The organism is Streptomyces sp. NPDC048671 (assembly GCF_055587045.1).
Genome location: NZ_JBVJHB010000020.1, coordinates 38,752 through 51,602, shown reverse-complemented (window position 1 = coordinate 51,602; position 12,851 = coordinate 38,752). Strand labels below are relative to the sequence as shown.

General features: G+C 70.2%; 9 protein-coding genes. 3 read left to right on the top strand and 6 right to left on the bottom strand.

Going from position 1 to position 12,851, the window contains the following annotated elements; translation table 11 throughout:
- Position 1: 1 nt before the first annotated feature.
- The 4 genes from ACZ6S6_RS32745 to ACZ6S6_RS32730 all read right to left on the bottom strand — a co-directional run bounded on the left by ACZ6S6_RS32745 (position 2) and on the right by ACZ6S6_RS32730 (position 7,080).
- A complete protein-coding gene (locus ACZ6S6_RS32745) occupies positions 2 to 1,579 on the bottom strand; it encodes a helix-turn-helix transcriptional regulator (RefSeq protein WP_362965627.1) in 1,578 nt (525 codons plus the stop codon).
- Between the two features lie 663 nt (positions 1,580 to 2,242).
- Complete coding sequence (locus ACZ6S6_RS32740) at positions 2,243 to 3,793, bottom strand: long-chain-fatty-acid--CoA ligase (RefSeq protein WP_362965625.1); 1,551 nt, start codon at positions 3,791 to 3,793, stop codon at positions 2,243 to 2,245.
- Positions 3,794 to 3,814: 21 nt separating this feature from the next.
- A complete protein-coding gene (locus tag ACZ6S6_RS32735; protein ID WP_362965623.1) occupies positions 3,815 to 5,527 on the bottom strand; it encodes an aldehyde dehydrogenase family protein in 1,713 nt (570 codons plus the stop codon).
- Positions 5,524 to 7,080, bottom strand: coding sequence for a GMC family oxidoreductase (locus ACZ6S6_RS32730; RefSeq protein WP_469708507.1), 1,557 nt, complete (start codon positions 7,078 to 7,080; stop codon positions 5,524 to 5,526). Before ACZ6S6_RS32730 ends, ACZ6S6_RS32735 begins: the two co-directional genes overlap by 4 nt.
- 169 nt (positions 7,081 to 7,249) lie before the next feature.
- On the opposite strand from ACZ6S6_RS32730, the gene ACZ6S6_RS32725 reads away from it, so the two are divergent.
- Both ACZ6S6_RS32725 and ACZ6S6_RS32720 read left to right on the top strand, forming a co-directional pair.
- Entirely contained in the window at positions 7,250 to 8,443 is a 1,194-nt protein-coding gene (locus ACZ6S6_RS32725) for a PucR family transcriptional regulator (RefSeq protein ID WP_469708505.1), read from the top strand.
- 313 nt (positions 8,444 to 8,756) lie between these two features.
- A complete protein-coding gene (locus ACZ6S6_RS32720; protein WP_362965617.1) occupies positions 8,757 to 8,909 on the top strand; it encodes an SCO1431 family membrane protein in 153 nt (50 codons plus the stop codon).
- Between the two features lie 98 nt (positions 8,910 to 9,007).
- Here ACZ6S6_RS32720 and ACZ6S6_RS32715 read toward each other — a convergent pair whose 3' ends face one another.
- Positions 9,008 to 10,279 carry a glycoside hydrolase family 18 protein gene (locus ACZ6S6_RS32715; RefSeq protein WP_469708503.1) on the bottom strand — a complete coding sequence of 424 codons (1,272 nt, stop codon included), beginning with the start codon at positions 10,277 to 10,279 and terminating at the stop codon, positions 9,008 to 9,010.
- A gap of 404 nt (positions 10,280 to 10,683) precedes the next feature.
- Between ACZ6S6_RS32715 and ACZ6S6_RS32710 the strand changes: the two genes are divergently transcribed.
- Positions 10,684 to 11,856 (top strand): acyl-CoA dehydrogenase family protein, encoded by a 1,173-nt coding sequence (locus ACZ6S6_RS32710; RefSeq protein ID WP_469708502.1) that lies wholly within the window; start codon positions 10,684 to 10,686, stop codon positions 11,854 to 11,856.
- A 465-nt stretch (positions 11,857 to 12,321) separates the two neighbouring features.
- Here ACZ6S6_RS32710 and ACZ6S6_RS32705 read toward each other — a convergent pair whose 3' ends face one another.
- Positions 12,322 to 12,723 carry a hypothetical protein gene (locus tag ACZ6S6_RS32705; protein WP_362965611.1) on the bottom strand — a complete coding sequence of 134 codons (402 nt, stop codon included), beginning with the start codon at positions 12,721 to 12,723 and terminating at the stop codon, positions 12,322 to 12,324.
- Positions 12,724 to 12,851: the final 128 nt, after the last annotated feature.

Sequence of the window (12,851 nt, the reverse complement as noted above, 5' to 3'; positions counted from 1 at the left end):
ATCAGCGGGTTCCGGCCGGCCCGTTGTCCCCGGAGCCCGGATGCCCGTCGATACGGGCGATGATGGGCCCCAGTTTGACGCGCGTGGAGATCGACAGTTTCCGGAAGACGTTGCGCAGGTGGAAGTTCACGGTGTGCGGGGAGAGGCCGAGCTTCTTCGCCGCCTGCTGGTTCGTCATGCCCTGCCCCACCAGCCGTGCGACTTCGCTCTCCCGGTCGCTCAGCGAGGGGATCGGGCTCAGCCCGTGGGGCCGGGAGGCGACGGTGTCCGGCTCCGCGACGTCACGGTGAGCTGATCCCGTCGCCCGGCGCGCCGCGGCGCGCCCGGAATCGGCCGGCCGGGATACCTGTGGAGGAGGCGTCGAGCCGGAGGATGCCGTCGCCGCCCTGGACAGACGTGACGCCGCGGCGCGGGGAGAGCGGCCGGCGGAGCGGTCCAGGATCGTGGAGAGTTCGGGCTCGCCGCCGGCCCACGCCGTTCGCGCCCTCTCGGCCGCCATTTCCAGCGGGGCGAATCCGCGGTTGTTGTCCGCCAGCTTTTCGATCGCCCGGAGGCAGTTCTCGGCAAGGTCGGTGGCCCCGGCACGCCGCGCGACGCCGATCAGCCACGCCGGCCGTGAGGGATCCTCGATGATGCATCCGGATTCCATGGCGAGGAGGTGCCAATTGGCCCGTATACGGTCAGCCGCCATGCGTGGTCCCTCCCGCGCGGAGACCAGGGCGACTTCCGCGAAGGCGGCCCGCGCGAGGGAGTCGACCAGCGCGTAATAGCCGGTTTTCGCGTGGAACAGCCGTAGCAGTTCGGCGGCCCGGTCGTATTCGGCACGCGCCAGATGAGCGGTCGCCGCGACCGAGAGCGCGAGCTTCACTCCGATAGCGGACGAGGTCTCCTCACTGATGCGTACGGCTGTCGCCGCAGAATCGATCGCCTGCTGGAACCGCCCCGCTTGGAGGTGAAGCACCGACCGCAGGGCTTCAGGCAGGGAGCCGAACACGAGCAGGCCGGAACTGTCTATCAGTATGTCCATGCCGCAGATGACCCGGTCGGCCTGGAGATGTGCGTGGACGTCGCTCAGTTTCTTGGCGAGCAGCAGATCCGCGTAGACGCGCCATATGGGGGCCACGTCGCGGCTGTGTTCGACTGCGGAGCGGCTCAGCGCCAGCCCCTGCATCAGGCTGCCGGAATGCCAGTGCTCGTCCGACTCGACGCAGAGCGTGACCGTTCTCAGCGCGTCAGGACGGTCGGCGGACCCCGCGTCCGGCCCGGGGGCCCAGCGCTGGGAATCCTCACCGACCATGGATGCCACGAATAGCCGGAAGGCGATCACATCACGATAGGCCTGCTCCGATTCGGCCAGTTCCCCGAGTGCTTTGTCGACCGAGGAGAGCGCGGACCTGATATCGCCCCGGACGAAGAGCAGGCGAGCGCCGTCAAGTGTCCGGAGAATCTCCGGACGCAGCACCGTGGAGTGGTAGGAATTGATGAGATAGAGAATATCGCTCACGGAGGACGGGGATGAGGCGTCGGAATGTGCCCCGTCGCCGACCGTCCCGCTCTCGTTGCTCGGTACTCTCTCCATCTGTCTCCTTGTCGGCCTGTTCGAGATTGTTCGCCATGTGCCACCAGGCGCTCATGCCGAAATCGCAATTTCGAACCAGCCTTCATCAGTGCCATTCCTGATGGGGAATCTGCCTGTCAGGCGCCATGTGCGCCGTTTCAGGGCGGGGGAGACCCGGATCCGAGACCGTCCCGGCGCTGCCCGGCTCCTTCGGGAAGAGGCGGGCGGACGCCGGTGGAGGGCCGAAGGGCTGCCGCACCGCGCGGGGCACGACGGAGGGTGGGCACGCTCCGGGCGTGGGGTGCACCTTCTCCGGGTCCGGATCGAATCGGCGGAAGCCGACAGCGTCGGTCCACGTGGCAGCCCTTGTTCCATCGCACTGTCAGGGTCTGTACGTGCTCACTCGTCGACTCCTCCACCGTGCTGCTCGAATGCCTGAACCCTCAGGTCCGTCGGCGGGAGCGGAGCCGACGCTGACGATCCGGTGTATTCGCGGCCCATGGACCGCCCCCGTTGCTCGCATAGCAGTGCGACATTAATTCGTTCAGGCGTTCTCACGCTAGGCTTACTGGCCAGTCACCTGGGTTCTGTGTCAACTTTAACATTCGACGAATGGCTGATTCTCGACCCCTGTTCCGGCGTTTGGGATCGATTGTCGGCGGATGGGAACGCCTGGTCCGCTGCTCAGCCGGCGAGCTCACGTTTGAGGATCTTCCCGGTGGCCGTCATCGGGAGGCGGTCCCGGAACTCCACGAGGCGGGGGTACTTGTAGGCCGCCATGTGCTGCTTGCACCAGATCACCAGCTCGTCCCCGGTCACTGTCGCTCCCGGCTTGCGGACGACGTACGCCTTCACTTCCTCGCCGTGCCTGTCATGCGGTACGCCGACGACAGCGGCAAGACTGATGCCGGGGTGGGTGAGCAACGATTCCTCGAGTTCCCGGGGGTAGACATTGAAGCCGCCCCGGATGATCAGGTCCTTGATGCGGTCGACGATGTACAGATAGCCGTCGGTGTCCCGTCTGCCGATGTCACCGGTGCGGAACCAGCCATGCGGGTCGATCGCCTCGGCCGTCGCCTCGGGCCGGTTGAGATAGCCCTTCATCACGTTGTGTCCGCGGACGTGGATCTCGCCGGGCTCGTCCGGATCGCACAACGTACCGTCCGTGCGGACGATCCTCACCTCGACACCCCATACGGGCAGACCGATCGAGCCTGGTCTGCGAGGCCGGTCCAGACGGTTGAAGGTGGCGATCGGACTGGTCTCGGAGAGGCCGTACCCCTCCAGGATCGGCACGTTGAACCGCTTTTCGAAACCGCTCAGTACCTCCGACGGCAGGGCGGAGCCGCCGCATACGGCCATCCGCAGGTTCCGGGCGATCGCCGCCAGATCGTGAGTGTCGGCGGCCTCGTAGGTGAGCAGCGCCCAGTACATCGTCGGCACCCCGGCGAAGAACGTGACACCCGCCCGCTCCATCACCTCCAGGGCGGCGCCCGCCTCGAAGCGCGGCAGCAGCACGATCGTGGCTCCGCAGGCGAAGGCCGCGTTCAGCTGCACGGTCTGGCCGAAGGAGTGGAACATCGGAAGCGCGAGGAGGTGGACATCGTCCGCCTCCATGGCGAACTGGCGGTTCGCCAGCAGTGTGTTGTGCACCATGTTGCTGTGGGTCAGTTCGGCGCCCTTGGGGCTGCCCGTGGTGCCGCTGGTGTAGAGCACGACCGCGGTGTCGCCCTCCTCGGTCGCCACGGACTCGAAGACCGCCGGCATGCCGCGGGTGAATTCGGCGAGCGTCGTCGCCCCCTGCGAGGGTGTGGGGGACGCGGGGTCCTGGGTGATCACCACGAAGTGCTCGCAGTCCGCCGCGGCGGCGAAGGCGGCCCGGCCCGATGCGGCCATCGGCAGTTCCTCGGTGCCCTCGAAACAGAAGTAGACCCGGGCGGCGGAGTCCCGCAGGTGGTAGGCGATCTCACGGTCGGTGAGCAGGACGTTCAGCGGGACGACGACGGCTCCGGCCTTGAGGATGCCGAAGTAGACGACAGGGAAGAACGGCACGTTGGGACAGCTCAGAGCGACCCGGTCACCGGAGCCGATCCCGCGGGCCGACAGGCCCGCGGCGACCAGGGCGGCCGCGGCGTCGACCTCCGCGTACGACATCCGGGTCCCGCCCAGGACCAGGGCGACGCGGTCCGGGAACTCCCGGGCGGTCTGTTCCAGTACGACGGCCAGGTTGAGCATGGCGCGATCCTCTTCTCTGCGTCAGCCCCGCAGCGCGGAGGCGAAGATTCCCGGCAGCGCCGACCAGCGGGGCTCGGCGGCGAAACCGGCGAGCCGGCGCCCTGTCGTCGCACTGGTCCGGTTGGTGACGAACCACGGGGGCTTGGGGGACAGAGCGAGCTCACCGTACAGAAGGGCGCGGGGAGCCGGCCGGAACGGACCCCGCACCACGGTGCGTTCGGGGTTGCTGAGCAGCAACGCGTTGTGCACGACCCCGATGCCGCTCTGGACGTCGTCGAGCGTGTGGCCGGGGAACGCGCCCCAGCTGGCTGTCGCGGTCAGGTACCCGAGACCGGCCCAGGCGTTGACCGCGACCGTGCCATACCTGAGTTCGGCGATCGCATCGTCCAACGACGGCCCGAGACGGGCCAGGGTGCGTGGATGCGCGACAAGGCCGACGGCCAGGGTGCCGGCGAACTCCTCGTTGGCGGTACGGACCGCGGAGGCGAGGAACTCCCGCTCGTCGCCCGGCAGTTCGAGGACGCCCAGCACCGGCGCGAAGTACTCGGTGGTCACCGCTGGTCCGGGCTCCGCGGCATCGATCCCCTCGATGAGCACGCGCCCGCCGAGGACACGGGCCCGCGGGTAGGACTCCAGCGCCCCCGCCACCCGGTCATCGCTCCCCGGGTAGTACGCGCGGCGCTCAGGGGCCTCGGCCAGCGCCGCCCTCAGATGTGCCAGGAAGCGGTCCTTCTGGGCCCAGTCGGAGCCGACGACCACGACCTGGCTCGCCACGCAGTTGTAGCCGCCGTTGTGCAGCCGCTGGGTGGCCACGTGCTCGGCCTGGAAGCGCAGGTCGGCCTCCGACCACGAGCCCGGCACCACGATGACCGGTGAGACCCCGCCCAGTTCGCTGGTGACGGGCTTCGCCAGCAAGGGCGTACCGGCACGCTTGCGGGCCGCGCCCTCGGCGCCGTCGCCGAAGACGATCGCGTCGTGCGTCAGGGCGCTGCCGGTCATGTGCACATGCCCCACCGACGCGTGGTGGACGAGCCGCGTCCCGATGTCCGCGCCGCCGGTGAGGATCCGCACCGCTCCCACGTCGATCAGCGGGGCCAGAACCGTGCGGAACACATCCAGCAGCCCCGCGGCGACCGGATTGAGTTTGAGGGCGACGACCCGGTTGTGGGCGTACAGCTCGTAGAGCACGTCCAGCACCGGTATCGACGTGATGTTCCCGGCGCCGAGCACCACGCTCACGCCCGCGGTCCTGCCGGGCCGGCGCAGAGCGAGGCCGGCTTCCTCCCGCACGGCCTCGGCCGTGACGCCCGGCGGCATCCACACCTGCGCGCTGAAGCCGCTCAGCAGCAGCCGGTCCCAGATGCCGTGCGGCATGACGCGTACGGCAACGCGCCCACCTGGCGCCGTGGTCAGCGGGAATCCGTCCACCGGGCTCCGCCCCTCCTCCAGCGCGCGGACGCCGGAGGCCAGCGCCGACGTGGCGGTCAGGACCGGGTAGGGGCCGGACATCCATTCCTCGCCGAGCAGCGGACTGTCGTCGGGCAGCTGCTTGTACGCGGCAGCGGCGCGCACCCAGGCCCCGGCCAGGGCGGCGGTCCGGGTGTGCACCTGCTCCAGCAGCAGGCGGCGCCGCGCCAGATCGCACGCCGCCCAGGCCGCTTCGCCCCGGACCAGTTCGGCCAGGGACCGGTCGACCGATGCCACCTGCTCCGCCGTCGCCGGCACCGTGGTCATCGCGCGGCCCCCTTGATGAGATCGGCGGCCTTCTCCGCGGCCATGATGGTGGGCGCGTTGGTGTTGCCCCGGGGGACCGAGGGGAAGACCGACGCGTCGACGACCCGTAGCCCCGCCACCCCCAGCACGCGCAGCTCGGGATCGACCACACTGCCGATGGCGCATGTCGATGTCGGGTGGAACAGCGTCATTCCCGAGGTGCGCGCCCAGGCCAGGATGTCCGCCGTCGTATCCGAGTCGGGAACGTCGAACTGTCCGGTGACCGCGTCGGCCAGCGGGGCCTGCGCGACGATCTCCAGGGCGATCCGCACGCCGTTCACGAGGCAGTCGCGATCCTCGGCCGTGGTCAGGTAGTTGTGCGTGATACGCGGCGCCGCGTCCGGCCGCGACGAGCGCAGTGTGACCTGTCCGCGGCTCGTCGGCGCCAGCACACACGGGCCGAGCGAGAACCCGTGCTCGGCGACGGGACCGAGCCCCTCCTGATGGAACAGCACAGGAGCCAGGTGGAGCTGCCCGTCAGGCGCCTCGATACCCTCCCGCGTACGGAAGAAACCGCCTGCCTCACCGATGTTGGAGGTCAGCGGTCCCCGCCCCTCGCTCCGCAGGAGGGCCGCGTTCTCCGGGCTTGCCGCGGTCATCAGCGACTCGACGTGGGTGCGGAAGTTGAGCAGCGCCATGTAGTGGTCCTGGAGCCCCTGGCCGACCGGAAGCCCGCTCACCACGTCGATGCCTGAGGCGGACAGGGCGGCGGCCGGTCCGATGCCGGACAGCATCAGCAGCTTCGGGGATTCGTAGACACCCGCGGAGACGATCACCTCCTGCGCCGCGCGGATCACCTCGACGGCACCGCCCATGCCCACTTCGACCCCGGTGGCCCGCCCGTTCTCCACCACCACCCGGTGGACCAGGGCCGAAGACAGCACCGTGAGGTTCTGCCGACGCATTGCGGGATGGAGGTAGGCGGTGGCCGCGCTGCATCGCATGCCATCACGCTGGGTGAGCTGGTAGGGACCGACGCCCAGCTGCGACTCCGCGTTGAAGTCGTCGTTGGGCTTGTGGCCGGCCCGTACCGCGGATTCCACGAAGGCGGTGGCCAACGGGTGGGCGGAGCGGCTGTCGCTCACCCGCAGGGGGCCTCCCGATCCGTGGAAGGCGTCCGCACCGCGCTCGTTGTCCTCGGCTCTGCGGAAGTACGGCAGCACCTGCGAGTAGGACCAGCCCGTCGCGCCGGCCGCGGCCCAGCCGTCGTAGTCGGCCGGGTTGCCACGCATGTAGATCATCGCGTTCATCGAGCTGGAGCCGCCGAACGTCTTTCCGCGGGGCAGGTAGAGCCGACGCCCCGCGAGCCCGGGTTCGGGCTCGGTGTCGAGGTCCCAGTCGAGGTCGCTCTTGAACAGTCGGCTGAAGGCCGCGGGAATGTGAATCTCCTGCGCGGTGTCCGGGCCTCCCGCCTCGATCACCGCCACCCGGACGTCCGGGTTCTCGGAGAGGCGGGCAGCCAGCACACATCCCGCGGATCCTGCCCCGACGATGACGTAGTCGTAGTCGTACATCCGACCTCCAATGATCCGTCGAGGTGGTGCCACCGCATGACGGAACCACGGTGGAACCCACTGACCGTGATTCCATCGCTCCGTTCCCGATCAGGCCATGGGCAGCGAGCGGGAATCCGAGCCGCCCGTTTGTGCGCGCGCACAAACGGTGCGGGTCTAGAATCCGTGCGTGGCTGCGGAGTTGGAGGGTGACGAACGAGTCGCGGAGCTGGTCGGCCGACTTCTTGACGACGTGGGCCCGCTCAGCGACGAGCTGACCGTCGAGATCATGAGCGGCGAACACTCCTACGGCGAGGGCGCGCTGCTCGACGAGGAACGGCTGCGTACCGTCGTACGCGACAATCTCCGGACCCTGCTCACCACCCTTCAGCGCAGGCCCGCCACCCTCGACGCTCCGCGTGCGGCCGGACGGCTGAAGGCCGAACACGGCATCCCGCTCGCCGTACTGCTCCACGCGTACCGGACGGCCGGGCGTTTCGTCTGGGACAGGCTGCGCGCCCTGACCGACGACGAGGAGATCGCCGCCCAGCTCCTGCCTCTCGCCTCCAGTCTCTGGGCGGCGATCGACGCGTACTCCGGCGCGGCGGCTGACGCCTACCGCACCGCGGACGAGGTGCACGCACGCCGCGACGCCACGGCACGGGGCGCCATGCTCGCGACCCTGCTCGACGGCAGGGTCGGCACGAGCGCCGGCGCGTGGGAAATCGCCCGGGTCCTGGGGCTCGACCGCCAGGGGCCGTTCCTCGTGGTGTGCGCCGAGACGCGCGAAGGCGCGGAGCCTCTGCCCGGCGCGGGAGTCCGGCTCCGGGCGGCCGGGATCGGCTCCGAATGGATTCCCCAGATCGATGTCGTGGTCGGTCTGCTGGCGCTCTCGAACGAATCGACGGTCGCGACAGCCCTCGACGAGCTCATGGACGGGGTCCGCTCCCGTGTCGGCGTCAGCCGCCCCTTCACCTCACCCGTCAACGCCGCCACGGCCTGGCGCGAGGCGCAGCTCGCGGTGCAGTGCCTGCCGCCCGGCACGGCCGGGAGCCACCTCTACGGCACTTCACCGATCGCCCTTCTCGCCGCCGCCTCCCCGGACGCGGCGGCGGAGATGGCCGAGGCGGTGCTCGGCCCCCTGCGCGCGCTGCCGGAGGTGGACCAGGCCACGCTGCTGGAGACCCTGCGCGCCTGGTTCACCGTCGGCGGCTCCACGGCGCGGGCGGCAGAGCTGCTGCACTGCCATCGCAACACCGTCCTGTACCGCCTCAACCGGATCGCCGGACTGACCGGTCGGCGCCCCACGGAAGCGGAGTCCGCGGCTGAGCTCTACGTCGCGCTCCAAGTCGTACGGCTGGGTCTCGCGGTGAGCGGCGCCTGACGCAGTGCTGCGGCAGGCCCATCGGCTGACCGGACACTCACGCGCGCGGGCCGGTGGCCGAGCGGGTCGTCCGCACCGAGCGGTGCGACGCGAGCGGCGGTGTGGTCTCGGGCACAGGCGGCGTCCGCTGCCTGTACTTCCCCGCGCACCCGATACCCGCCCGGCGCCGGGCTCCGGCCGTCGTCGTGGTCCGCTGACGCGGTCCGGCTCCTGCGGGGCAGTGACGCAGGTCTCTACCCCGCGGGCCCGTCCTGCTGGCACTGTGGTCGGGTCCTCGGGGGACACCGACTGCCGGCCGACCGAACGAGATGCCATGACCGCGACTGCCGCCGCAACCACCACCCCTGCCCGCCGACGCACGCGGACGGGCGGGCCCGGGGACCGCTCCGGGCTGCTGGAGAACCTCCTGGGCTGGACGCTCGTCGTCGTCATCGCCATGTTCGTCACGCAGATCGGTCTCATGTGATCGGTCTCATGTGACCTGACGGGGGACGTGACGGCGGACGCGACGGGGGCGGGGAGTCCGCCCGGCTCCCCGCCCCCGTCATGCCCGCTGCGACGATGTCAGTTGATCGCCTTGATCAGCTCGCCGTCGGTGGTGTCACCGCTGAGCTCCCAGAGGAAGGTGCCGCCCAGGCCCTGCTGGTTCTTGTAGTCCATCTTGGTGCCGATGGTGGCGGGGGTGTCGTAGCTCCACCAGTTGGTGCCGCAGTGCGCGTACGCCGTACCCGCGACGGTGCCGGTGGTGGGGCAGCTGTTCTTGAGGACCTTGTAGTCCTCGATGCCCGCCTCGTACGTACCCGGGGCCGCGCCGGTCGCCGTGCCGCCCGGCTCGTCCTGGGTGACGCCGGTCCAGCCGCGGCCGTAGAAGCCGATGCCGAGCAGCAGCTTCGACGCGGGAATGCCCTGGGCCTTCAGCTTGGAAATGGCGGCGTCGCTGTTGAAGCCCTCCTTGGGGATACCCGGGTAGGAGTTCAGCGGGGAGTGCGGCGCCGTCGGACCCTGGGCGTCCCAGGCGCCGAAGAAGTCGTACGTCATCGGGTTGTACCAGTCGACGTACTGCGCTGCGCCGCCGTAGTCGACGGCGTCGAGCTTGCCGCCGTCGGAGCCGTCCGCGCTGATCGCCGAGGTGACCAGGTTGTTCGCGCCGAACTTGGAGCGCAGGGCGGACAGCAGGTTGCCGTAGGCGTCACGGCCGCTGGTGTCACAGGTCAGACCGCAGTCGTTGGGGTACTCCCAGTCGATGTCGATGCCGTCGAAGACATCGGCCCAACGGGGGTCCTCCACCAGGCTGTAGCAGGAGTCGGCGAACGCGGCCGGGTTCTGCGCGGCCTCACCGAAGCCGCCGGACCAGGTCCAGCCGCCGAACGACCAGAGGATCTTGAGGTCGGGGTGCAGCTTCTTCAGCTTGCGGAGCTGGTTGAAGCTGCCGCGCAGCTCCTGGTCCCAGGTGTCGGCCACCCCGTCGACCGACTGGTCGGCCGTGTACGCCTTCTCGTAGTCGGCGTAGGAGTCGCCGACCGTGCACCTGCCGCCCTGGACGTTGCCGAAGGCGTAGTTGATGTGCGTGAGCTTGTCGGCCGAGCCCGACGTCTCGATGTTCTTGACGTGGTAGTTGCGGTCGTAGACACCCCAGTCGGTGAAGTAGCCGACCACCTTGCTGCCGGCCGCTGTGGGGGCGGCGGCTGCTGCCGCGGGGGCGGCCTTCGGGTCGGCGGGGGCCGCGCCGGCGGATCCGGTGCCCGCGACACCCAGCAGGGCGGCGCCCAGGGCGGCGGTACAGGCGGCAGCGGCGAACGCCCGGAGACGGGCTCCCGGGCGATGCAGTCCGATCATCGTTGCTCCTCGTGGGGGAGGGGACTTGCCGGTGGACGACCGGCTTTCGACGCTCACATAGTTGGCATGAACGCGGAAAGCCGGTTCGCGGTGAACCGTAGATGGACTAGACCAGTTGGGTCAATGGTTCGGACCAATTCCGATGACGGATGCCTGAGCGGCCGCCGACGGCTGCCGTCCGCCGGCCGCCGTGGCCGAAGAGCTCTGTCACCCAGTGACGGATACCGTCCGATCGGGCATACTCAAGCCGCCACAGCCGCTGACCGGCACCTCTCGTAATCCGGGAGGGCAACATCGGCTGGGCCGCAGTCTTTTCGGGCCCCGCCCGGAGATCCCCCGGCGGCGCCGCTCACAACCCCGCGCGCGCGACCGCCGCAACGCCCGACAGGGAGGAGAGCGCCGTCATGTCCGACCGTGCCCCGCAACCAGTGGAACGCCGTCTGCCCACCGAGGAGTCCAGGCAGCTCATCGCGCTCGTCCGAGACATCGTCCAGCGGGAGATCGCGCCGCGGGCGGCCGAGGAGGAGGACGCCGGCCGGTTCCCGCGCGAAGTCTTCACACTGCTCTCCGAGTCCGGCCTGCTCGGACTGCCGTACGACTCCGCCCACGGCGGTGGCGACCAGCCGTACGAGGTGTACCTCCAGGTACTCGAAGAGCTCGCGGCCGCCCGCCTCACCGTCGGGCTCGGCGTGAGCGTCCACTCCCTCGCCTGTCACGCGGTCGCCGGCTACGGCACCAAGGAGCAGCAGGCCGAACACCTTCCGTCGATGCTCGGGGGCGGCCTGCTGGGCGCCTACTGCCTCTCGGAGCCCGCCTCGGGCTCCGACGCCGCCTCGCTGCGGACGAAGGCCGTACGGGACGGGGAAGACTGGGTCATCACCGGCACCAAGGCGTGGATCACCCACGGCGGTATCGCCGACTTCTACACCGTGCTGGCCCGTACCGGCGTCGACGGTGCCCGCGGAATCACCGCCTTCCTCGTCCCCGGGGACGCGGCGGGGCTGAGCGCCGCCCTCCCCGAGAAGAAGATGGGGATGAAGGGCTCGCCCACCGCCCAGCTCCATTTCGACGGCGTACGGGTCCCGGACGCGCGCCGGATCGGCGAGGAGGGGCAGGGCTTCGCGATCGCGCTGTCCGCGCTCGACTCCGGCCGGCTGGGTATCGCCGCCTGCGCCATCGGTGTGGCCCAGGCTGCGCTGGACGAGGCCGTCGCCTACGCCACCGGACGCAAGCAGTTCGGCCGCCCCATCGCGGACTTCCAGGGGCTGCGGTTCATGCTCGCCGACATGGCCACCCAGATCGAGGCGGGCCGGGCGCTCTATCTGGAGGCGGCCAGGCTGCGTGACGCGGGCAGCCCGTTCTCGCGGCAGGCGGCCATGGCCAAGCTGTTCTGCACGGACGCCGCGATGCGGGTCACCACCGACGCCGTCCAGGTGCTCGGCGGATACGGCTACACGCTGGACTTCCCCGTCGAACGGCTCATGCGCGAGGCGAAGGTGCTGCAGATCGTCGAAGGCACCAATCAGATCCAGCGCATGGTCATCGCCCGCCACCTCGCGGGTCCTGAGTCGCACTGACCCGCAGCGGCCGGTCCGACCACACGGGCATCGTCATGATCCGGTTCCACTCCTGGTCATGGCGGCCCGGCAGGGTCCTGCCGGTGCCCTCCCAGTGCCGGAGCATCGCCCGGTAGATGGGCGGATCGGTCGAGTGGGGCACCGGACGCGGCGCCGGGCGGGGCGGCTCGGGCTGCGGCGCCGGTGACGATCCGGGCTGCGGAACCGATTCTTCGGAGGCCGGAACGGCGAGACGGCGGCGACCGGGGCCGGCCGTGGAGTGCAGCAGGGTCATGCCAGGCCAACGCCGCGGGGCGGGGCCGGGTCACTGCCCGGCCGATTCGGGCGCCCGTTCGCCAGGTTCTCCGGCGCGCCGCGGAACCGTTCGCTGCCCGCACCACGCCGGTCGGGCCGTCGTGGTGCAGCGCGGTTCCGCCGTCTCTGGCGGCCAGGGGGCTCGCGGTCCCGCTGAGGCGGGAGGCGGGCTCAGGCGGCGTCGCGCCGGAGCTGGTGCGGCACCCGGAGCGGGTGCGAGCCGTCGCCCCCGGCGTGCGAGAAGGGCTGCATCCTCCAGTCGAGCCCCTGAGGGAGCGTCAACAGCAGGGCCGTCTCCTGCTCCTGGACGTCGGGCGACTCATCGGCGGGCCGCGACTTCGACGCCGGGCGGCCGGTCCCGGCGCACACCGTCAGGACGAACGGGTTCCACGGAGTCGGGCACAGGGCGTGCTCCGGGAGCGTGTCCTCGTCCGCCAGGAGAGCGATCGGCTGCGCGCAGTCCGGGCAGGTGACCCGGTACATCTCAAGTGTGTCGTACGCGTCGGGAGCGGTGTCCTCGAAAGGATCAACGGGCTCCGGTTCGGTACGTCCGGTGAGCTTCAGGCTCTGCATGGAAATTCCCCCCTCGGGTGGGCCGACAAGGCGCCGCGGCCTCGGCCAAAGCAAGCACTTCCCGTCGTGGATCGGCCGTAACCGCGAGGGGCCCGGCTACTGGCCCGTAAACCTGTGGCATTCATCAC

Bases quoted from the DNA above. Each gene is read 5' to 3' on its own strand.
- ACZ6S6_RS32745 (WP_362965627.1), bottom strand. From the start codon at position 1,579: ATGGAGAGAGTACCGAGCAACGAGAGCGGGACGGTCGGCGACGGGGCA.
- ACZ6S6_RS32740 (WP_362965625.1), bottom strand. From the start codon at position 3,793: ATGCTCAACCTGGCCGTCGTACTGGAACAGACCGCCCGGGAGTTCCCG.
- ACZ6S6_RS32735 (WP_362965623.1), bottom strand. From the start codon at position 5,527: ATGACCACGGTGCCGGCGACGGCGGAGCAGGTGGCATCGGTCGACCGG.
- ACZ6S6_RS32730 (WP_469708507.1), bottom strand. From the start codon at position 7,080: ATGTACGACTACGACTACGTCATCGTCGGGGCAGGATCCGCGGGATGT.
- ACZ6S6_RS32720 (WP_362965617.1), top strand. From the start codon at position 8,757: ATGACCGCGACTGCCGCCGCAACCACCACCCCTGCCCGCCGACGCACG.
- ACZ6S6_RS32715 (WP_469708503.1), bottom strand. From the start codon at position 10,279: ATGATCGGACTGCATCGCCCGGGAGCCCGTCTCCGGGCGTTCGCCGCT.
- ACZ6S6_RS32710 (WP_469708502.1), top strand. From the start codon at position 10,684: ATGTCCGACCGTGCCCCGCAACCAGTGGAACGCCGTCTGCCCACCGAG.
- ACZ6S6_RS32705 (WP_362965611.1), bottom strand. From the start codon at position 12,723: ATGCAGAGCCTGAAGCTCACCGGACGTACCGAACCGGAGCCCGTTGAT.